Annotated in this window: 22 protein-coding genes; 13 read left to right on the top strand and 9 right to left on the bottom strand. The window is 70.4% G+C overall.

Annotated features, from left to right (window positions below):
* Window positions 1-12: 12 nt before the first annotated feature.
* Window positions 13-768 carry an SDR family NAD(P)-dependent oxidoreductase gene (locus FM125_RS09285; protein WP_087134436.1) on the bottom strand — a complete coding sequence of 252 codons (756 nt, stop codon included), beginning with the start codon at window positions 766-768 and terminating at the stop codon, window positions 13-15.
* Window positions 769-1,070: 302 nt separating this feature from the next.
* Between FM125_RS09285 and FM125_RS09280 the strand changes: the two genes are divergently transcribed.
* Together FM125_RS09280 and FM125_RS09275 are read left to right on the top strand one after the other, a co-directional pair.
* Complete coding sequence (locus FM125_RS09280) at window positions 1,071-2,132, top strand: Ltp family lipoprotein (RefSeq protein WP_087134399.1); 1,062 nt, start codon at window positions 1,071-1,073, stop codon at window positions 2,130-2,132.
* Window positions 2,133-2,246: 114 nt separating this feature from the next.
* A complete protein-coding gene (locus FM125_RS09275) occupies window positions 2,247-2,735 on the top strand; it encodes an SRPBCC family protein (RefSeq protein ID WP_087134398.1) in 489 nt (162 codons plus the stop codon).
* Window positions 2,736-2,857: 122 nt separating this feature from the next.
* Here FM125_RS09275 and FM125_RS12315 read toward each other — a convergent pair whose 3' ends face one another.
* Window positions 2,858-3,847, bottom strand: a complete 990-nt coding sequence (locus FM125_RS12315) for a PKD domain-containing protein (protein WP_245829937.1) — start codon at window positions 3,845-3,847, stop codon at window positions 2,858-2,860.
* Window positions 3,840-4,628 (bottom strand): DUF6318 family protein, encoded by a 789-nt coding sequence (locus FM125_RS09265; RefSeq protein ID WP_087134396.1) that lies wholly within the window; start codon window positions 4,626-4,628, stop codon window positions 3,840-3,842. Before FM125_RS09265 ends, FM125_RS12315 begins: the two co-directional genes overlap by 8 nt.
* Window positions 4,629-4,795: 167 nt before the next feature.
* Between FM125_RS09265 and FM125_RS09260 the strand changes: the two genes are divergently transcribed.
* From FM125_RS09260 to FM125_RS09245, 4 genes are all read left to right on the top strand, one after another.
* Window positions 4,796-5,551: a sulfite exporter TauE/SafE family protein gene (locus FM125_RS09260; RefSeq protein WP_067189965.1), complete on the top strand. Its 756-nt coding sequence runs from the start codon at window positions 4,796-4,798 to the stop codon at window positions 5,549-5,551.
* Between the two features lie 149 nt (window positions 5,552-5,700).
* Entirely contained in the window at window positions 5,701-6,516 is an 816-nt protein-coding gene (locus FM125_RS09255; protein ID WP_087134395.1) for a hypothetical protein, read from the top strand.
* A 74-nt stretch (window positions 6,517-6,590) separates the two neighbouring features.
* Window positions 6,591-8,090 carry a SulP family inorganic anion transporter gene (locus FM125_RS09250; RefSeq protein WP_245829936.1) on the top strand — a complete coding sequence of 500 codons (1,500 nt, stop codon included), beginning with the start codon at window positions 6,591-6,593 and terminating at the stop codon, window positions 8,088-8,090.
* Window positions 8,091-8,203: 113 nt separating this feature from the next.
* Complete coding sequence (locus FM125_RS09245; protein ID WP_087134394.1) at window positions 8,204-8,758, top strand: maleylpyruvate isomerase N-terminal domain-containing protein; 555 nt, start codon at window positions 8,204-8,206, stop codon at window positions 8,756-8,758.
* 100 nt (window positions 8,759-8,858) lie between these two features.
* Here FM125_RS09245 and FM125_RS09240 read toward each other — a convergent pair whose 3' ends face one another.
* The 3 genes from FM125_RS09240 to arsB form a co-directional block, all read right to left on the bottom strand.
* On the bottom strand, window positions 8,859-9,296 hold the full coding sequence (locus FM125_RS09240) for an arsenate-mycothiol transferase ArsC (protein ID WP_087134393.1): 438 nt from the start codon (window positions 9,294-9,296) through the stop codon (window positions 8,859-8,861).
* A 141-nt stretch (window positions 9,297-9,437) separates the two neighbouring features.
* A complete protein-coding gene (locus FM125_RS09235) occupies window positions 9,438-9,854 on the bottom strand; it encodes an arsenate reductase ArsC (protein ID WP_067189979.1) in 417 nt (138 codons plus the stop codon).
* Window positions 9,851-10,993: an ACR3 family arsenite efflux transporter gene (gene arsB, locus FM125_RS09230; RefSeq protein ID WP_082739736.1), complete on the bottom strand. Its 1,143-nt coding sequence runs from the start codon at window positions 10,991-10,993 to the stop codon at window positions 9,851-9,853. Before arsB ends, FM125_RS09235 begins: the two co-directional genes overlap by 4 nt.
* Before the next feature lie 77 nt (window positions 10,994-11,070).
* On the opposite strand from arsB, the gene FM125_RS09225 reads away from it, so the two are divergent.
* From FM125_RS09225 to FM125_RS09215, 3 genes are read left to right on the top strand one after another with little or no spacing between them, the layout of a single operon-like run.
* The gene (locus FM125_RS09225) at window positions 11,071-11,382 is read left to right on the top strand and encodes an ArsR/SmtB family transcription factor (protein WP_070639651.1); all 312 of its coding nucleotides are present in this window, start codon (window positions 11,071-11,073) and stop codon (window positions 11,380-11,382) included.
* A gap of 41 nt (window positions 11,383-11,423) precedes the next feature.
* On the top strand, window positions 11,424-11,795 hold the full coding sequence (locus FM125_RS09220; RefSeq protein ID WP_167635502.1) for a 4a-hydroxytetrahydrobiopterin dehydratase: 372 nt from the start codon (window positions 11,424-11,426) through the stop codon (window positions 11,793-11,795).
* Window positions 11,792-12,160 carry a gamma-glutamylcyclotransferase family protein gene (locus FM125_RS09215; protein WP_210386727.1) on the top strand — a complete coding sequence of 123 codons (369 nt, stop codon included), beginning with the start codon at window positions 11,792-11,794 and terminating at the stop codon, window positions 12,158-12,160. The genes FM125_RS09220 and FM125_RS09215 overlap by 4 nt, the downstream gene beginning before the upstream one ends.
* A gap of 14 nt (window positions 12,161-12,174) precedes the next feature.
* On the opposite strand, the gene FM125_RS09210 is transcribed toward FM125_RS09215, so the two are convergent.
* The 3 genes from FM125_RS09210 to FM125_RS09200 all read right to left on the bottom strand — a co-directional run bounded on the left by FM125_RS09210 (window position 12,175) and on the right by FM125_RS09200 (window position 15,303).
* Entirely contained in the window at window positions 12,175-12,930 is a 756-nt protein-coding gene (locus FM125_RS09210; RefSeq protein ID WP_087134392.1) for a TVP38/TMEM64 family protein, read from the bottom strand.
* 32 nt (window positions 12,931-12,962) lie between these two features.
* On the bottom strand, window positions 12,963-13,769 hold the full coding sequence (locus FM125_RS09205; RefSeq protein WP_083315336.1) for a GTP pyrophosphokinase: 807 nt from the start codon (window positions 13,767-13,769) through the stop codon (window positions 12,963-12,965).
* Window positions 13,770-13,896: 127 nt separating this feature from the next.
* Complete coding sequence (locus tag FM125_RS09200; protein WP_070639465.1) at window positions 13,897-15,303, bottom strand: FAD-binding oxidoreductase; 1,407 nt, start codon at window positions 15,301-15,303, stop codon at window positions 13,897-13,899.
* A gap of 184 nt (window positions 15,304-15,487) precedes the next feature.
* Here FM125_RS09200 and FM125_RS09195 point away from each other — a divergent pair, with 184 nt between their 5' ends.
* The 4 genes from FM125_RS09195 (at window position 15,488) to FM125_RS09180 (ending at window position 20,493) form a co-directional block, all read left to right on the top strand.
* The gene (locus tag FM125_RS09195) at window positions 15,488-17,230 is read left to right on the top strand and encodes a glycerol-3-phosphate dehydrogenase/oxidase (RefSeq protein ID WP_070639463.1); all 1,743 of its coding nucleotides are present in this window, start codon (window positions 15,488-15,490) and stop codon (window positions 17,228-17,230) included.
* 99 nt (window positions 17,231-17,329) lie between these two features.
* Window positions 17,330-18,055: an MIP/aquaporin family protein gene (locus FM125_RS09190; RefSeq protein ID WP_067189988.1), complete on the top strand. Its 726-nt coding sequence runs from the start codon at window positions 17,330-17,332 to the stop codon at window positions 18,053-18,055.
* A gap of 47 nt (window positions 18,056-18,102) precedes the next feature.
* Entirely contained in the window at window positions 18,103-19,650 is a 1,548-nt protein-coding gene (glpK, locus tag FM125_RS09185) for a glycerol kinase GlpK (protein ID WP_087134391.1), read from the top strand.
* 159 nt (window positions 19,651-19,809) lie between these two features.
* A complete protein-coding gene (locus FM125_RS09180) occupies window positions 19,810-20,493 on the top strand; it encodes a GNAT family N-acetyltransferase (RefSeq protein WP_067189992.1) in 684 nt (227 codons plus the stop codon).

Below are 20,493 nucleotides of genomic sequence, written 5' to 3'. Positions count from 1 at the left end.
CAGGGAGAGCGGTCAGACGACCGTGTAGCCGCCGTCCACGAGGTAGTAGCCGCCGGTGATGAAGGAGGCGTCGTCCGAGAGGAGGAAGCAGGTCAGGGCGGAGACCTCCGCGGAGGTGCCCAGGCGCTGCATCGGGTGCTTGGCGGCGATGGCCTCCATGGCCTCGGCGTCCAGGTTGGCCTCGAGCAGGGGAGTGCGGATGTAGCCCGGTCCCACAGCATTGATGCGCAGCTGCTGCGGGCCGTACTCGGCGGCGGCGTTGCGGGTCATGCCGACCACGCCGTGCTTGGCCGCGGTATAGGCGGCACTGTTCGGTGCGGCGACCATGCCGTGCACGGAGGCCATGTTCACGATGCCCGACTCCTCGGCACCGGCCTCCAGCATGGCGGGGATCTGGTAGCGCATGCCGTACAGGACGCCGTTGAGGTTGATGCCGATGACCTTGTCCCAGGCGTCCAGCTCGGTCTCTCCCACCGGTGCCGGCGGGCCGCCGACGCCCGCGTTGTTCACGGCGTAGTTCAGCTTGCCGTAGGTGTGCACGGCGAACCGGACGAGGTTCTCATTGTCCTCACGGGAGGACACGTCCGCCACGAAAGCGACCGCGGTGCCGCGGGCGTCCGTGATCTCCTGGACGACCTTCTGCGCGTTCTTCTCGTCGATGTCCGACACCACGACCTTCGCGCCCTTGACAGCCAGCTCGTGGGCGATCGCGGCGCCGATGCCGGAACCGGCTCCCGTCACGAGGGCGACGCGGTCTGCGAACGGCATGTGGGTCATGGAAGATCACTCCTGTCCTGCCCGGCGCGGGCAGCTGTTCGGGGATGGTGGCGCGGGCCTGAGCCGGCACCCGTGCCGCCCACACTGGCCGTTCACTGGGGCGCAGGCCAGCGAGGACTGGCGGGCGGGGGAGATCTTCACCGGATCGTCACCTGCGGGGCAGGTCGGCGGGCTGTGGGTGAGGGCATGGGCTTATCGTGTCCGGCCCCGGCCGTACTGTGCGCGGCATGGACACAAACCCTGTGTCCGCTGACTCACCAGCATCCTGGTGTGCTTCCCGTCCTGGAGTGACAATGACCGTTACCCGTTCGCCCCTCTTCGTCCTGACCGGGGGCCTGGCCGCCCTCGCCCTGCTGACCGGCTGCGCCGATGCGGACACCACCGCCGCCGCGGATTCCACCCCGACGGCGGCCGCCTCCTCCTCGTCCCAGCCCGCCTCCGCCTCTGCCTCCGAGTCCTCGGACGACGCTGACAAGTCCAAGGTCGACACGTCCAAGGAGGCCGACGAGTCGAAGAAGGCCGCGGCCAGCGAATCGGCCGCAAGCGAGTCTGCGGCGGAGGAGTCCCGCCGTGCCGAGAAGGAGGCGGAGGAGAAGGCCGCCGCCGAGTCCAGCGCCGCCGCCGAGGCGTCGCGCCAGGCGGAGGAGTCCGCCGCCGCCAAGGCAGCCGAAGAGGAGGCCGCGAAGAAGAAGGCCGAGGAGGAGGCCGCTGCCCAGAAGGCCGCCGAGGAGGAGGCTGTGAAGAAGAAGGCCGAGGAGGAGGCCGCCGCCAAGGCAGCGGCGGAGGAGCAGGCCAAGAAGGAGGCTGAGGAGCAGGCCGCCGCTGAGGCCGAGGCCGCCGCGGAGAAGGCCGCTGCCGAGAAGGCTGAGCAGGAGCAGGCGGCGGCCGAGAAGGCTGCTGCGCCGGCTGCTCAGGCCCCGGCACAGTCCGTCTCCGGAACGCAGGCGGCCCGGAAGGCCAAGGAGTACATCGACCTGATTGCCTTCTCCCGGTCGGGCCTGATCGAGCAGCTGGCGTTCGAGGGGTTTTCTACGTCTGAGGCCACGGCTGCCGTGGACTCCCTGGGTGTCGACTGGAACGCCCAGGCCGTGAGGAAGGCGCAGGACTACCTGAGCCTGACGGCGTTCTCCCGCTCCGGACTGATCGAGCAGCTGGCGTTCGAGGGGTTTACCACGGCTCAGGCCACCCACGGCGTGGACAGCCTGACCGTGGACTACAACGCGCAGGCCGCGAAGAAGGCCCAGGAGTACCTGGAGCTGACGGCGTTCTCCCGCTCCGGACTGATCGATCAGCTGATGTTCGAGGGCTACACGGCCGAACAGGCGACTGCTGGAGTGAACGCCGTGGGTCTCTGACCTGAAGTTCGGCCAGCAGCCGCGGGCGGGTCTCCGTGCGGGGCCTGCCCTCGGCCGGGCCCAGGCGGGGTGCGGCGTCTGGTGCTGGCGTAGAGCCGGTCCTACATTGAGCCCATGGAGACAACGCAGAACACCACCTCAGCGCCGGAGGGTGAGCAGAAGGTCGTGCGGGCCGAGCGGGAGGTCGCCGCGCCGGCGGCCGACGTCTTCGGTCTGATCGCGGACCCGGCGAAGCAGCCGGAGTGGGACGGGAACGACAACCTGCAGGAGGCCGGCCCGGACCAGCGGGTCCACGAGGTCGGCGATGTGTTCGTCATGACACTCACGAACGGGCAGGACCGTGCCAACGAGGTGGTGGAGTTCGAGGAGGGCCGGCTGATCGCCTGGAAGCCCTCACTCGTGGGAGAGCCTCAGCTGGGCCACCTGTGGCGCTGGGAGGTCATCGCGGAGGGCGACGACCGGTGCCGCGTGATCCATACCTATGACTGGACCGGGCTGGTGGATGACCCGAAGCGTCAGGCGCGTGCCCGTGCCACGACCTCTGACAAACTCATGGCCTCCGTGGAGCGGCTGGCCGCAGTGGCCGAGTCGTTGCGGGCGTGAGCCTTCGATCCGGCGCGTGTGCGTCGGACGGCGGAAGGCCCCGTCACCGAGAGCGGCTCGGTGACGGGGCCTTCGGCTGTCACGGGTTTCGGCGAAAGGTCAAGGGACAGCGCGGACGCCGGTCATCCGGCGGGGTCGCTGTCCTCGCCAGGGGCTCCGCAGCCCCAGGCGCTGGGGTTCTCCACGCAGTCGTCGGCGACGTTCCGGGTGACCGTGCGGAAGATGTCGGCCTGGAGCGGGTCCGACTCGCGGGTGATCGTCCCATCGATCGGTATCCATGTTTGGCCACCGTCCAGGGAGTATTCGCCCATGTACACGGTGCTGAGGGTCACCGTGTAGGTGCCGGTCTCCTCGTACTGGTGGCTCGTCGCCGTCTCTACGTTGAACTCGGACTGGCTCGACCCGGCCACCTCGGTCGTGCGGGTCGTTCCGTCGCCGTAGTCCCAGTGGTACTCGATGGGCGTGGCACGAATCAGTGCAGGCTCACCGTTCAAGGTCGAGTTCTGCAAGATGTAGATCGCATCCGTGTAGAAGTTCGTGTGGGCGTGACGGATGCCGCGCCCGCCGTTGTCGGCGTGCAGGCGGGGCGGCACGGTGATCAGCCCCGCGACGTCGTTCAGGTCGAAGGACTCCTGCCCCGCACCGGGGACCACGTTGCCGTCTTCGTCGACACAGACGCGGGGTCCGTAGACGATCGACCCTGCCTTGTTCTCCTCGATCCTGGTGTTCACCTCCATGCGTCGGATCCAGCGCCGGCCTTCGCCACAGAACGTCTTCAACTGGTAGTTGCAGTCCCGGAGGTCAGGTGTCATCAGCTGGTCCTGGTAGCACCCGTCGACGTAGGAGACCTGGATGTGACTGGGCTTCTTCTTGCTCTGAGACTTCTTGGCGTAGCCGTTTCGAGCTGGTCCGTTCGAAAAATCGGCTCGACCGTCGCTCTTGCAGTCTTGTCCCACGAGGAACTTCTTGTTGTGGACCTTTGCGTCAATCTCTCCCTTCTGGCACTTCGGAAAATTGGTCTCGGCGAACGCAGAGGGGGCGGCCGTCATCAATGCCATGGATGCGGTCAGTGCGACGAGAGTGAGAGTCGTAGCAGCGAAGGGCTTACTCATTTTCTGGACCGCCCGGCGCAGTGTAGGTCACATCCCAGTGCCCCTTCTCTGGGTTGAAGCGAACATCGTTGTACCAGGGGTCATCTTTGAACTCCGGCGTGGACCCGTCCTTGACGATCCCACCATTCTCATCGAAGTGAGTGCTCTCTCCCAGGGTGATCAAGGAGGTAAGCGCCAAGGCGCGTTTCTGTGGATTGTCACCGCCAACCTGCGAGGAGACCACTTGCGGCTTAGACCCTGTATGCCACTGACCTTCTGCGTAGAGCGCCTCAAGCTCCGACGCGTACCGGTGGCAGTATGCGCAGTCCTCAGACGAGACTTCGAGCATTGGGCCCGCATCACCAGTTTGCTGCAGGTAGTAGAGCGTGTCCCACCAATAGGCAACGGCAGCAGTGCCTCCTTCGTGAGTCTCCTCCTTCATCTCCTCCGGCATCTGCGGCTTCGGCACGTTCTGCGCCGGGCCGTCCTCGGAAGCGGGGACATACTCACCGCCGTCGCCGCTGCCGCCGGCCTCGGTCGAGTCCGCATCGCTGGACGTGGCGTCGCTCGCCTCGCCGGGCCCGGCCCCACTCGGCTCTGCGGGGCCCTCCTCGGGCCCGTCGGACTCGGACCCCTCTGAACTCGACCCCTCCGAGGCGGTGCCGTCCGAGGCGGAGGCGGGTGCCGTCGTCGTGGGTGAGGAGGTGGCCTCCTCCTCCGGGTCACCGCCGGTGCAGGCCGTCAGGCCGAGCAGAAGCGCCGCGGACAGGGCGAGCCCGCGGGAAGATGCGCGAAAGCGCATGAGAAACCCCTCCAGATGTCTCGTTCGACAGGTGACGCCACCGGCAGGTCCGCTGATCCCCAACGTCCCCCGACCCCCGTGGTCGGCGGTGACTCGGCTCACAGTGTAGGCAGACCCACCAGGACACCTGCGATCAGTCCACAGGCCGCGTCGGCATACTTCACCCCATGGACCTGCTGCATGCCCTGATCGCCCTGGGCTTCATCGCTCTCGGCGCCGTGCTGCAGCGGGTCGCCGGCATGGGCGTCGGCATGATCGCCGCGCCCACGCTGTCCCTGCTCGTCGGCCCGATCGCCGGCGTCACCCTCTCCAACGTGGCCGCCTCGGTCGCCGCACTGATCCTGTTCCTCATGCTCCGCCGGCACGTGGACTGGCCCAGGTTCCTGCGGCTGGCGCCGCTGCTGATCGCCGGCTCCTTCCTCGGCGCATGGGCGGTCGCCTCCCTGGACCACGGATGGCTCGAGATCCTGCTCGGCACCTGCATCCTCATCGCTATCGCCGCAGCCCTCGGTCTGCAGCAGCGGTTCACCCTCACCGGCAACAGCGCGGTCTACGGGTCCGGAGCGGTCGCCGGGTTCATGAACACCACCGCCGGGGTCGCCGGGCCCGCGCTCGCCGTCTATGCGGTGGCCGCCAAGTGGGAGCAGCGGTCCTGGGCAGCCACCCTCCAGCCGATCTTCCTGCTCGCCAACCTCACCTCGATCGGCACCAAGGCCCTCTTCGGCGCCGCCGTCCCCGGGGACGTGCACGTTCCCTGGCCGGTCTGGGGCGCCGTCCTCCTCGGCGCGCCGCTCGGCATCCTCATCGGCTCGCGCGTCGCCCGACGGGTGGACCCGGCCAAGGCACGTGTCCTGGCGCTCTGCATCGCCTCCGCCGGCGGCGTGCTGGCGGTCGTTCGAGGTGTGGGAGAACTCGTCGGCTGAACACGGCCCGGGAGTGATCGTCGCGCTCGGCCCGTCCGTTTCGTCTGGCACGCCGCGCCCTCGAGACGCCCCGGCCCTGGTCCTCACAGGTGTATCCGGCTAGCGTGAGAGGTATATCACAGTCACCGCGGACCATGGAGGAAAAGCCGATGCGTGCGTCCAGGACCACATCACTGACCGCCCTGCTCGCCGCCGGAGCCCTCGCGCTCACCGCTTGTGGCGGAGCCGACGAGTCGGACCCGGATGAGGGAACCGCCACCGAGGCCTCGCCGTCTGCCGCCTCGCCCAGCCAGAGCGAAGGAGAATCCGCAGGGGACGAGTCCGACGGGACCGAGCCCACCGGGGACGAGTCCGCTTCGGCCACCGAGGCGTCCGAGGCGTCCGACAACGCCTCTGAATCCGCCTCGCCGTCCACCTCGGAAACAGGCTCCGCCGACGCTTCGTCTACCGACGCCTCCTCTACCGAGGCCGGTCCGAGCCTTTCGGAGGATCCTCCGCGCTGGTCCTTCCCCCTGAACGTGGAGGGCTGGGAGACCTCCGTGATCGACAAGAACGGCATCAACCAGCTGCAGAACTCCCAGGGCTGCCGGTTCACGTCCTCCCAGAACCGCGTGCAGCCGGACCCGGACCAGAGCCCACGGGACGCCAGCCAGGACCTTGCCGAGGAGTTCGAGCAGGGGCTGTCCAGGCAGGCCGCCGAGACCGACTTCACCTATGGCGAGGCAGAGATCCACCTGTTCATGGACGCCGGCACCACGGACGCGGTCAGCCTGTCCGGCACCTACGCCAACTCCCAGGGCCAGGAGTTCGAGACCACCTTCCTCGCCCGCGTCATCCCGGAGCAGCAGTCCTGGGTCTCGCTCCAGTACGCCTGCCCCGCGGACGCCTACGACGAGGACGAGATGGCCGAGCTGTTCCGGTCCACCCAGCTGGACAGCACAGACCCTGCCCCGTTCAAGGACTGACTCGCGGACCAGGGGAGGGCGCCGGGCCGCTAGGTTGATTCCGCCCCACACCTGCTGCGAGAGAGGTCCGCGGAGTGAGCGACGTCCCAGAGCCTGCCCCCGAGCTCCGCCAGTCCGTGCTGGCCACCCTGCGCCGCCCCGGCTGGCTGCGCACGGAGGTCCTCGCGGGTCTCATCGTGGCGCTGGCCCTCATCCCGGAGGCGCTCGCCTTCGCGGTGATCGCCGGTGTCGACCCTCGCTACGGACTGTTCGCGAGCTTCATCATGGCGGTCACCACGTCCGTGCTGGGCGGGCGCCCGGCCATGGTCTCCGCGGCCACCGGTGCCACCGCGCTGGTCCTGGCCCCGCTCGTGGCCTCCCACGGCGTGGAGTACATGCTCGCCGCGGTGGTCCTGGCCGGCGTCTTCCAGATCCTCTTCGCCCTCGCGGGCATCGCGAAGCTGATGCGCTTCATCCCCCGGTCTGTGATGGTCGGGTTCGTCAACGCGCTGGCGATCTTCGTGTTCTCCGCCCAGCTCCCGGAGCTCATCGGCGTCCCCTGGGCGGTCTATCCGCTCACCGCGCTCGGCTTGGCGGTGGTCGTCGGGCTTTCCCGCCTCGGCCCGAACGTCCCGGCGCCGCTCATCGCGATCGTGGTAGTCACGGCCGTCGCGGTGCTCGGCGGCATCCAGATCCCGGCGGTCGGCGACAAGGGCGAGCTGCCGCGGTCCTTGCCGTTCTTCGTCCTCCCGGACGTTCCGCTCACCGCGGAGACGCTGCGGACCATCGCCCCGTCTGCCCTCACGATGGCCCTGGTCGGGCTGATCGAGTCGCTGCTGAGCGCCAAGCTGGTGGACGACATCACAGACACCCGCTCGGACAAGACCCGCGAGTCCTGGGCGCAGGGTGTGGCCAACGGCATCTCAGGCCTGTTCGGTGCGATGGGCGGCTGCGCCGTCGTCGGGCAGACCCTCATGAACGTGAAGGCCTCCGGTGCCCGCACGCGTGTGTCCACGTTCCTGGCCGGGGTCTTCCTGCTCGCGCTGATCCTGCTGCTCGGGGAGTGGGTGGCCCGCATGCCCATGGCCGCGCTGGTGGCCGTGATGGTCTACGTGTCCGTCACCGCCTTCGACTGGCACTCCGTCCGCCCATCCACGCTGCGCCGCATGCCGCTGTCCGAGACGGTCGTCATGGTCACCACGGTGGTCGTCACGGTGGCCACCCACAACCTCGCCCTCGGCGTGGGCGCCGGCGTGCTCGTGGCCATGGTCGCCTTCGCCCGCCGTGTGGCCCACCTCGTCCGAGTGGAGCGGGTCCTGAAGGACGACGACGGCCGCTCCACCGCCGCCTACACCGTCACCGGGCAGCTGTTCTTCGCCTCCTCCAACGACCTCTACACGCAGTTCCACTACGCGGAAGACCCGGCGCACGTGCAGATCGACCTCACCGGCGCGCAGCTCTGGGACGCCTCCACCGTGGCCGCCCTGGATTCGGTGCTGGAGAAGTACGACCGGCGCGGGACCGCCGTCGAGATCGTCGGCATGGACCCGGCGAGCCGTCGCCTGCGGGAGCGGTTCGGGGACCTGCTGCGCTGAGCCGGGTCCCGGCACGGGAGGGCGCGCTTCCTCCCTGCAGCGAGGCGGCGATGTGACGATTCGCCCCGTCGTTCCCTATGGCGAACCGGGCACTGACCGGGGAGAATGGCTGCATGACCGCACAGACCGACATCGAGGCGCGCTGGACCGCGTACGCCAAGGACTTCACCGCCGTGGTGGACCAGGTGACCGACTGGCACGCGCAGACGCCCTGCGCCGAGTGGGACGCCGCGCAGCTGCTGGAGCACATGGTGACCACGCAGCGCGACTTCGCGGCCCGCAACGGCCGTGAGGTGCCGATCTTCGACGGCTCCCGCTCCATGGACCGCCGCGTCCAGTGGATCAAGCACTCCGCCGCCATTCAGGCCCTGGCGGGGGACAAGAGCTTCGTCAACCAGACCATGTCCACGGCCCTGGGCCAGTCCACGGTGGGCGACGCCCTGCTGCGCTTCCACGGCTTCGACCTGGTGGTGCACCGCTGGGACCTGGGCCGCTCCCAGGGCATCGACGTGCAGTTCACGGACGTCGAGATGGACCGCCTCGAGGCCACCCTGGACGCGTTCGGGGACCGCGCCTACACGCCCGGCATCCTCGCGGAGCCGGTGCAGGTGGCCGAGGACGCCTCCCGTCAGGAGAGGCTGCTCGCCCGCATGGGCCGCAGGGCCTGACCCCTCCCTCTTCACGACGACGGCCGCCCGCCTTCCGGTAGGCGGCCGTCGTCCGTCTCGGGGTCGGGTCCGCCCGGCCTGGGACGACAGCGTGCGCCGGTCAGCGGCGGATGCGGTCCCAGAAGTCCGCGACGCGACGCTCGATGTCCTCGACGATCCGCTCGAGGGCCTGCCAGTCCGCCTCGTCCGGGTCTCCCACGGGCCAGTCCTCGTAGTGCACGTGCTCGAACACGGGGCAGTCGTCCCCGCAGCCCATGGTGATCACGTAGTCGGCACTGCGGACCTTCTCGTCCGTGAGCGCACGGGGCTTCAGGCCCTCGACCTCGGCGCCGTGTTCGGACATCACCTGCGCGACGTTCTCGTGGACGGCCTCGGCCGGGCGGGACCCGGCGGAGTCGACGTGGACGAGGCGACCGCCGAGCTGCTGGAGGAACATGGCGGCCAGCTGGGAGCGGCCGGCGTTCTGAACGCACACGAACAGCACGCGCGGCACTCGGGCCGTCGCGCTCGGCGCGGTCGCCTGCTTCTGCCTGTCCATGTGCTCTCCCGCCTGTCGGTCCGGCGCCGGTTGTCCTGCCCGTCGGTCCGGAGCCGAGGGGCCGTCCTCAGGCTATCCAGAGCATGCGGAGCCCGCGGCCGTTCGAGCCGACCGTGTCCGGCCGGTGGTCCGGGGCGGGCGTCAGGCGCCGGGGAGCAGCTCCTGCACCAGGGCCTCCACGCGCCGGCGGATCTCGTCCCGGATCGGACGGACGGCCTCGACGCCGAGGCCGGCCGGGTCCTCCAGCACCCAGTCCTCGTAGCGCTTACCCGGGAAGAACGGGCAGGTGTCCCCGCAGCCCATGGTGACCACCACGTCCGAGGCCTGCACGGCCTCCGGGGTGAGGACCTTCGGGGTGTTCGCGGAGATGTCGATGCCCTCCTCGGCCATGGCCTCCACGGCCGCGGGGTTCACGCTGTCCCTCGGCGCGGAGCCGGCGGAGCGGACCTCGATCCGGCCCCGGGACAGGTGCTCGAGCCAGGCGGCGGCCATCTGGGAGCGGCCGGCGTTGTGGACGCAGACGAAGAGGACGGACGGGCGGGCGGTGTCGGCGGTCATCGGGAGACCCTCCTGGGGACGGTGGGATCGGCGGGGAAGAGGCAGCGCCCCGCCCACATCGAGACGTACACCAGGGCCACCAGCACGGGGACCTCGATGAGCGGGCCGACCACGCCGGCCAGCGCCTGACCGGAGGTCACGCCGAAGGTGCCGATCGCCACGGCGATCGCCAGCTCGAAGTTGTTGCCGGCGGCGGTGAAGGCCACCGTGGCCGAGCGGGCGTAGTCGAAGCCGGCCGCCTTGGCGGCCAGCAGCGAGCCGCCGAACATCACCACGAAGTACGCGAGCAGCGGCAGGGCGATCCGGGCGACGTCCCACGGGCGCGTGGTGATGGCCTCGCCCTGGAGGGCGAACAGCAGCACGATCGTGAACAGCAGGCCGTAGAGCGCCCAGGGGCCGATCTTCGGCAGGAACGTGTCCTCGTACCACTGGCGGCCGCGGGCGCGCTCGCCGATCAGCCGGGTGAGGAAGCCGGCCAGCAGGGGGATGCCCAGGAACACCAGGACGGAGGCGACGATCGCCCAGAAGGAGAACCCGGCCGTCGTCGTCTCCAGGCCCAGCCAGCCGGGCAGGACCTGCAGGTAGAACCAGCCCAGCAGGCCGAAGGCGAGCACCTGGAACACCGAGTTCACGGCCACCAGCACGGCGGCGGCCTCGCGGTCGCCGCACGCGAGGTCGTTCCAGATCAGCACCATGGCGATGCAGCGGGCCAGGCCCACGATGATCAGGCCCGTCCGGTACTCCGGCAGGTCCGCCAGGAAGATCCAGGCCAGCACGAACATCAGCGCCGGACCGACCACCCAGTTCAACAGGATCGACAGCCCCATGAGCCTGCGGTCCGCGGTGATGCGGGCGGTCTCGTCATACCGGACCTTGGCCAGCACCGGGTACATCATCACGAGCAGGCCGAGGGCGATCGGCAGGGACACGTTGCCGACCTTCAGGGAGTCCAGGGCCTCGTCCAGGCCCGGGACGAGCCGGCCCAGCAGCAGCCCGGCGGCCATGGCCAGCAGGATCCAGGCGGGCAGCCAGCGGTCGAGGAAGGACAGGCGCGGGACCTCGGCGGCCGCACTCGGCGTGCCGCCGGAGTGCCGGAGCGGGGCCCGGTCCGGCGCGGAGCGATCCGGAGTGGAGGTCATCGGGGATCCTTCGGTGACGGGGCGGTGGTGACGCACCCACAGTACACATCGATGAGCGTCGATGTATTGTGGCCCGCATGACCTGCTGCCGACCCGCCGTCCGTGAGCTCTCGGCCGAGCAGGCCGAGGCGCACGCCGCCGTGCTCAAGGCCCTGGCTGACCCCATGCGCCTGCGCCTGCTCTCCCACCTCGCCGCCCAGGACTGCGCCGCCGTCTGCTCCTGCGACCTCGTGGACCGGCTGGGCATCTCCCAGCCCACGGTCAGCCACCACATCAAGCGCCTGGTGGACGCCGGCCTGGTCACGCGCGAGAAGCGGGGGCGCTGGGCGCACTACACCGTGGTGCCGGAGGCCTTCGCACCCCTGCGCGAGGTGCTCTCCTTCGGCTGAGGGGTCGCGCATCCTCCGGCCCGACGGACACAATGGCGTCCATGAGCGAGAACTCCGCCGCAGACCTGAACGCCCTGCTGTCCGCCCCGGCCAAGGAGGTCCACGCCGAGGACGCCGTGGCCGCCGCCCTGTCCCAGGACGAGTCCCTGGCCGGCTGGACCGTCCGCGAGGGTCGCCTGCACACCGCCTGCCAGACCCCGGACTTCGCCTCCGCACTGATGACCGTGAACCAGATCGCCGCCGCCGCCGAGGCCGCGGACCACCACCCTGACCTCGAGTTCGGCTGGGGCCGCGTGGCCGTGTCCCTGGTCAGCCACGACGTCTCCGGCCTCACCTCCCGCGACCTGCGCATGGCCCGCACCGTCTCCCAGATCCTCGCCGGGGAGGGCCTGACCGCGGAGGACCACGCGTGAGCGTCCCACCGCAGGACCACCTGCTCGCCGCCTACGGCACGCTCCGCCCCGGCGAGCCGAACGAGCACATCATGGAGGGCATGGACGGCACCTGGACGCCGGCGCTGATCCGTGCCCGGCTCTACCCCTCGGGCGTCGGCCGTGCCGAGGGCTACCCCGGCGTCGTGCTCGACCCCGCCGCGGACCCGGTGCCCGTGCAGCTGTTCGCCTCCGCGGACCTGCCGGAGCAGTGGGACCGCCTCGACGACTTCGAGGGCCCCGGCTACCGCCGCGTCCCCGTGCAGGTCGAGGTGCCGGTGGAGGAGGAGACCGTCACCGCCTGGATCTACGAGCTCGTCCCGGAGGCCGTCCCCGCCGAGGGCTGACGTCCGGCGGGGTCTCAGCCGTCCCCGTCGGCCGACCCAGCCGGACGGGACGGCGAGGAGCCCTCGGAGGGTGAGCGGCCGTCGTCGTGCCCCTCGCGGGCCTCGTCCCGCTGCCGCTTCCAGCGGCGTGCGGACCACCAGGTCAGCGCGAGGACGGCGACCCAGGCCAGGGCCACGATCACGCCGTTGACCACGCCCGGCTTCGCGATGAACGCGCCGATCGCCACCAGCGACACCTGGCCGGGGATCGAGCCGAGCGTGGAGGCGAGTGCGAACGTGCCCAAGGGAACGCCCACGGCGCCCGCACCGTAGTTCACCGGCCAGTAGGGCAGGCCGGGTGCGCAGCGCAGGGCCATGATCGCCAGGAACCCGCGCTCTTCGAGGGCCTTTTCGATCCGGTGCGCGTGCCGACCCAGACCCTTCATGACCACCTGGTGGCCGGCGAGCCGGGCGATGCCGTACGCCCCGACCGCGCCTGCGGAGGCCCCCGCCACGGACAGCAGCGACCCTGCGAGGGGACCGAAGAGCAGGCCGCCGGCCACGGCCATGATCGTCACCGGGATGGGCGTCAGTGCCACCACGGCGTAGGCCCCGACGAACACGAGCCCGGACCACGCCCCGTAGCCGTCGAGGGTCTCGCGCAGCTCGTCCAGCTCCGGCAGGCGCACCGTCAGGGCCAGCCACAGGAACACGGCCGCCACCGCCACGAGCAGGACGGCACGCAGCACCGACTGTACGTCGGGGCCGGAGGAGGGGTGCGGGGTGCTCACAGCACGTCATCCTCCCCCATCCGGGCCCGGTTCTACTCCTCCTCGGACGGTGTGAACAGCATGTCGGCCGGGAAGAGCCCCTCGTCCTCCGCGTCCGCCTCGTGCATCCGGACCTGCCGGTGCAGGTGCTCCATGCGGGCATCGAGCTCGTTGGCGACGTCCGCGGCCGCCGTGAGCTCGGTGACGATGTGCGGCGGGATGTCCCCGTCGAACTTGTAGTTGATCTTGTGCTCCAGGGACGCCCAGAAGTCCATGGCGCTCGTGCGGAACTGCACCTCCACCACCACGAGCTTCACCCCCGTGGAGAAGTGCACCGGCACGTGCACGATGCAGTGCAGGGAGCGGTAGCCGTTCGCCTTGGGCTCGGCGATGTAGTCCTTCACCTGCAGCAGCTCGATGTCCGGCTGGGCGGTGAACAGCTCGAACACCCGGTAGACGTCCGCGCTGAAGGAGACGACCACGCGGGCGCCGGCGATGTCCGTGATCTCCGTGCGCAGCTCGTCCAGGTCGAAGGTCAGCCCGCGGGCCGTGGCCTTGCGCAGGATCGACTGGGCCGACTTCACCCGGGTGGCGATGTGCTCGATCGGGTTGTAGTCGTGCAGGTGTGTGAACTCGTCCTGCAGCACCTCCAGGCGGGACTCCACCTGGTTCAGGGCGGAGCGGTACTCGAGGTCGAAGCGCTCGAACTCGGAACGCATCGTGTCCAGCGCCTGGGCCACCGCCGGCGGCAGCCGCGTCAGATCCGAGACCGGCGTGCCGCTCAGCGGCACCAGGGTGGAGCCGGGGGCAGCGGCGTCGCCGGCCGGGGGCTCGTCCGGCTGCGGTACGGGAGAGGGCATGGTCTCGAGGGTACTGATCGAGTCTGCGCTGTCGCTGGAGGTGGGCGTCGCCTGTGGAGAACCGGGGCGGTCCACGACGACGGCGGCTCGCCCTCCGCGTCCGGCCCGCCGTGGGCGCTCGGCCGGCTCAGACGAAGACCTTGCCGGGGTTCATGATCCCGTGCGGGTCGAACACGGCCTTGATGCGGCGCTGCAGCCCGTCCTGGACCTCGCCGAGCTCGGCGGCGAGGAAGTCGCGCTTGAGCAGGCCGACGCCGTGCTCGCCGGTGAGGGTGCCGCCCAGGTCCAGGGCGGCCCGGAAGACCTCGCCGGCGGCGTCCCACACGTGCTGCGGGATCTCGCCGGAGCCGCCCACCCCATCGGCCTCGCCGAACACGAGGATCGGATGCAGGTTGCCGTCCCCGGCGTGGGCCGCAGTGGGGATCCGGACGCCGGTGCGGGCCTCGATCTCACGGATCTGCGCGAACATCTCGACCATCGTGGTGCGCGGCACCGCCACGTCCTCCACCAGCGGGGTCCCGAGCCGCTCCAGGGCGGGGAAGGCGCTGCGGCGCAGGGCGACCAGGCGCTCGGCCTCCTCGGGGGTCTCGGCGATGCGTCCGGTGCCGCCGTTGGCCACAACCAACTCGAGCATGCGCGCGCCCTCGGCCGCTGCGCCGGGGCCGTCGGCCTGGATCAGCAGGAACGCGCCCTCCTCGGGCAGGTCGGCGCCGTCCGGGCCGGCGTAGTCCTTGATCGCGGCGAGGGTGGCCTCGTCCGCGAGCTCCATGATCGCCGGCACCAGGCCTGCCGTGGTGATCGCGGCGGCGGTGGCGGCGCCGGCCACGACGTCCGGGAAGAACGCGCCGAGTGTGACCACCTCGCCGGGGACCGCCGGGCGCAGTGCAAGGGTGGCCTCGACGATCACGCCGAGCGTTCCCTCCGAGCCGATCATCAGGGCCGTCAGGTCATAGCCCGTGACGCCCTTGACGCTGCGGTGGCCCATCTCGATCAGCGAACCGTCCGCCAGGACCACCTTCAGGCCCAGCACGGCCTCGCGGGTCACGCCGTACTTGGCGCAGAGCAGGCCGCCGGCGTTCATCGCGATGTTGCCGCCCACCGTGGAGATGTCCTTGGAGGCCGGGTCCGGGGCCCACCACAGGCCGTGCTCGGCCAGCGCGCGGTTGAGGTCGCCGTTGAGGATGCCCGGCTCGACCACGGCCAGACGGTCCGCGGGGGACACCTCGAGGATCCGGTCCATGCCGGTCAGGTCCAGCACGAGCTCGCCGGCGCCGGCCACGGCCCCGCCGGCCAGCCCGGACCCCGCTGCACGGACGACCAGCGGGGTCCGGGTCTCGTCCGCGATGCGGCACACCGCCTGCACGTCCTCCACGGACTGCGCGTGCACCACGGCCAGCGGGTCCGCGCCGGAGCGGTGGCCGGAGCGGTCGGTCCGCGCGGCGGCGAGGACCTCGGCGGCCGTGTCCACGCGGCCGGGCAGGGACTCGGAGAGGCGGGTCAGGACGTCGTCGGGGGAGCGGCGGTCGGTCTGCATGGGTCCAGTGTGACCCATGACATGGCTTTGACTTGCGCGGGCGAGGGCTCCGACACCGAGTCGTCGGCTGGGGGGTATTGCGCAGGTCACAGTGTTCGCCTTGAATGGCGGCTACATGTCAGGCCGTCGAGGAGCACCCCGCCCCGACGCCCGAGCACCGACCACTGATCCGAGGGAGCCGCTCTTGCCCACGCTGCGCACCACCGACCTCTCCGCAGACCTCCGCGCCGACCACCTCGCCCGCCTGAAGGGCGCCGGTCCGGACGCGCCGCTGGACGTGCTGATCGTCGGCGGCGGGTCCTCCGGAGTCGGCGCGGCGTTCGACGCCGCCACCCGCGGCCTGGACGTGGGCATCGTGGAGGCCCGCGACTGGGCGTCCGGCACCTCCTCGCGCTCCTCCCGCCTCATGCACGGCGGCCTGCGCTACCTCGAGATGCTGGACGTGAAGCTCGTCTACGAGGCGCTGCGCGAGCGGGACCTGCTGCTGACCAAGACGGCCCCGCACCTGGTGCGGCCGCTGCGCTTCGTCTTCCCGTTCTTCCACAAGGTGATCGACCGCGGCTTCATCGGCGCCGGCGTCACGATGTACGACGCGATGCAATCCCTGGGCCGCAAGCGCGCGGTGGCCGGCCACCGCCACCTCACCCGCCGCTCCATGGCGGCCACCATCCCCGCGCTGGACGATCAGAAGATCGTCGGTGCCGTCGAGTACGCCGATGCGCAGTTCGACGACGCCCGCCTGGCGATGATGCTCGTCCGCTCGGCCGTGGACCACGGGGCGCTCGCCGCGAACTACACGAAGGTCGTCTCCTACCTCCGGGACGGGGACGGCCGCGTCTGCGGCGCCCGCCTGCGCGAGGAGATCACGGGCGAGGAGTTCGACGTCCACGCCCGCGCCACGGTCCTGGCCGGTGGTGTCTGGACCCAGGAGCAGCAGGATCTGGCCGAGGCCGAGGAGGGACTGGAGGTGCTCGCCTCCAAGGGTGTCCACATCATCGTGCCCAAGGACCGGATCGAGGCCGACCCGCACACCGGCGTCATCACCAAGACGGAGAAGTCCGTGCTCTTCCTGATCCCGTGGGACGAATACTGGGTCATCGGCACCACGGACACCCCGTGGAAGGAGGACGTGCGGCATCCGGCTGCCACTGCGGACGACATCGACTACGTGATCGAGCACGCCAACGAGATCCTCAAGGAGCACCTGACCCGGGAAGACGTGATCGCCACCTACGCCGGGCTGCGGCCGCTGCTGCAGCCGGTGAAGACGGCCGACGACGGCGGCTCCACCAAGATCTCCCGCGAGCACACCGTCACCGAGGTGGCTCCCGGGCTCACCGCGGTGGCCGGCGGCAAGTGGACCACCTACCGCGCCATGGCCGAGGACGTCATGGACTTCGTCACCCGCGAGACCCATCCGACGCGCCCCAGCCTCACCGAGCACATTCCGGTGCTGGGCGGCCTCGGCTACGCCGAGATCGCCGAGCAGGCGGAGCAGATCGCCGAGGACTACGGCTTCGACGAGGTGCGCACGGACCGCCTGCTGTCCCGCTATGGCACCGTCCTGCGGGACGTGCTCGCACTGATCGACGCGGACCCCGATCTGGGCCGGCCGCTCGAGGCGGCGCCGCGCTATCTGCGTGCCGAGATCGTCTACGCGGCCCGCGCGGAGGGCGTGGTCCGACTGGACGACGTGCTCGAGCGCCGCACGCGCCTGTCCACCGAGGTCCCGGACCGCGGCGTGGCCGCCGCCGATGAGGTCGCCGCGATCGTGGCAGCCGAACTCGGCTGGGACGAGGCCCGCCGGGCCGCCGAGGTGGAGCGCTACCGGGGACTCATGGACGCCCGCCGGCGCGGCGAGCAGACGGACTCGGACGCGGCGGCCGCCCAGGCGCTCGCGGCTGCGGACGCGGACCCCACCGACTGACCTCGGCCCGCTCCCTCAAGTGGGGAGGCGGGGCCAGTGGTGCCGCGGCGGACCGCCGCGTCGCCGCAACACTCCCGAACCGACACAAGGACTGAACATATGGGAACGATCTTCCTCCACGAGATCGCGGGCACGGCCATGCTGCTGCTGCTCGGCGTCGGCGTCGTGGCCAATGTGACGCTGACGAAGACGAAGGGTCACGGCGGCGGCTGGCTGCTGATCAACTTCGGCTGGGGCCTCGGTGTCTTCGCCGGTGTCTACGTCGCCTTCTCCACCGGCGCCCACCTGAACCCGGCCGTCACCGTCGGCCTGCTCGCCAGCGGTGCCGCGGAGTACGCCCCCGGCATCGCCGTGACCTTCGGGCACACCGTGGCCTACCTGGTGGCCCAGATGATCGGCGGCTTCCTCGGAGCCGCCCTGGCCTGGCTGGCCTACCGCGACCACTACGCGCAGGAGGAGGACCCGGCCACGATCCTCGGCACCTTCGCCACCGGCCCGGAGATCCGCAACCCCGTGTGGAACATGATCACGGAGGTGATCGCCACCTTCGTGCTGGTGTTCGTGATCCTCATGTTCGGCAACACCCCCTCCGGCCTCGGCCCCCTCGCGGTGGCGCTGCTGGTGCTGAGCATCGGCGCCTCCCTCGGCGGCCCCACCGGCTACGCCATCAACCCGGCCCGTGACCTCGGCCCGCGCATGTTCCATGCCGTCGCACCCATCCCGAACAAGGGCGGCTCGGACTGGGGCTACGCCTGGGTGCCGATCGTCGGCCCCCTCGTCGGCGCCGTTCTGGCCGGCCTGGCCTCCATGGCCTTCGCCGCCTGAGGGCCCCGCACGCCTGAAACCGACCCCGAGCTTCGAAGGAGAAGCCCATGTCCGCTGACAAGACCGACAAGTACGTCCTGGCGATCGACCAGGGGACCACCTCGTCCCGGGCGATCGTGTTCGACCACGACGGCACCATCGTGTCCCTGGGGCAGATGGAGCACAGGCAGATCTTCCCCAGGGCGGGCTGGGTCGAGCATGACCCCATGGAGATCTGGAAGAACACCCGCGAGGTGATCGGCCAGGCCCTGTCCCGCGCGGACATCACCCGCGACGACCTCGCAGCCGTCGGCATCACCAACCAGCGCGAGACCGCGGTGGTGTGGAACAGGAAGACCGGCAAGCCCGTCTACAACGCGATCGTCTGGCAGGACACCCGCACCCAGAAGATCTGCGACCGCCTTGCCGGAGACGACGGCGACGACAAGTACAAGGAGCGGGTCGGCCTGCCTCTGGCCACCTACTTCTCCGGGCCCAAGGTCACCTGGATCCTGGAGAACGTGGACGGTGCGAAGGAGGCCGCGGAGAACGGCGACCTGCTCTTCGGCACCACGGACTCCTGGGTCGTCTGGAACCTCACCGGCGGCAGGAACGGCGGTGAGCACGTCACGGACGTCACCAACGCCTCCCGCACCCTGCTGATGAACATCGACACCCTCGACTGGAACGAGGACATCGCCGCGGACATGGGTATCCCGATGTCCATGCTCCCGAAGATCGTCAGCTCCTCGTCGGACCAGATCGGCACGGGAGGCCCGCACACGCTGATCAAGGGAGTGCCGATCTCCGGCATCCTCGGCGACCAGCAGGCGGCGACCTTCGGTCAGGCCTGCTTCGAGGAGGGCCAGGCGAAGAACACCTACGGCACCGGCAACTTCATGCTGATCAACACGGGCGAGGAGCTCGTGCACTCGGAGAACGGCCTGCTGACCACGGTCTGCTACCGGATCGGGGACCAGAAGCCGGTCTATGCCCTCGAGGGCTCGATCGCGGTCACCGGCTCGCTCGTCCAGTGGCTGCGGGACAACCTCGGCCTCATCAAGGACGCCCCCGAGATCGAGAGGCTCGCCGAGGAGGTCGAGGACAACGGCGGCGTCTACCTGGTCCCCGCCTTCTCCGGCCTGTTCGCCCCGTACTGGGACTCCTCGGCCCGCGGTGCGATGGTCGGCATGACCCGCTACGTGAACAAGGGTCACATCGCCCGCGCCGTGCTCGAGGCCACCGCCTTCCAGACCCGCGAGGTCATGGACGCCATGAACGCGGACTCCGGGGTGGACCTCACCGAGCTCAAGGTGGACGGCGGCATGGTCAAGAACGAGCTGCTGATGCAGTTCCAGGCGGACCTGCTGGGCGTGCCCGTCGTCCGGCCGAAGGTCATCGAGACCACCGCCCTCGGCGCCGCCTACGCCGCCGGCCTGGCCGTCGGATTCTGGGAGTCCCAGCAGGAGCTCGCGGAGAACTGGTCCGAGGACACGCGCTGGGAGCCGCAGATGGACGAGGAGGAGGCCGAGCGGCGCCTGCGCCTCTGGAAGAAGGCCGTCGACCGCACCCGCGGCTGGATCGACGAGGACGTGGACGCTCTCCAGGAGAGCTGACCGACCGGCGCACGGGGCAGGGCCGCCGCCGCGACCCGACCCCGTCCGGAAGGGGCGACGACGGCATGCCCGGTGCGTGCCGTCGTCGCCCCTTCCGCTCTCCGCCTGTGCGGAGGCCCCGCCCCGGGGCGCGGCGGGCGGCTTCGTATGATGGAGACGATGACCCCCACGAACGCCGCCCCGCCCAGCCCTGCCCACCGTTCCTCCTTCGAGATCGAGACGCTCACGGCCCAGGACGCCTCGCGCACCACCGTGGAGCACGTCGCCGGCGTGCTCGCCGAGGCCTTCGCCACGGACCCGTTCACCACGGGGCTGCTGCCCGGCGACTCGGACGGCCACGCAGCCCGCCTGTCCGTGAAGTTCGTCCGGATGATCAGGTCCATGCTCGCCGAAGGCTCTGACGGCCTGCCGTGCGGCGCTGTGGACGTGGCCGTGGATCCGGCCGACGGCTCCGTCCTGGGCGTCGCCCTCTGGGAACGCCCCGGACACTCGGACCCCACCTGGCGGGACCAGCTCAGCCGTGTGCCCACCTACGTGCGCACCCACGGCGCCAGAGCCTGGGACGCGCTGCGCACCACCGCCGCCTGCGACCGCGCCCGCCCGTCCGAGGACCACTGGTACCTGACCGAGCTCGGCACCACCCCGGCCGCCCGGGGCCGCGGGGTCGGTTCCGGGCTGGTCAAGCACCGCATCGCCCACGCACGGCAGCAGGGGGTGGGCGTGTACCTCGAGTCCTCCACCCGGGACAACGTGCCCTTCTACGAGAAGCTCGGGTTCGAGGAGGTCGAGACGATCGGGACCAAGGGCACGAACGACCTGACCGCCATGTGGCAGAAGGACTGA

This window comes from Micrococcus lylae, from assembly GCF_900163825.1.
GTDB lineage: Bacteria > Actinomycetota > Actinomycetes > Actinomycetales > Micrococcaceae > Micrococcus > Micrococcus lylae.
This window is presented reverse-complemented; position numbering and strand designations above follow the sequence as displayed.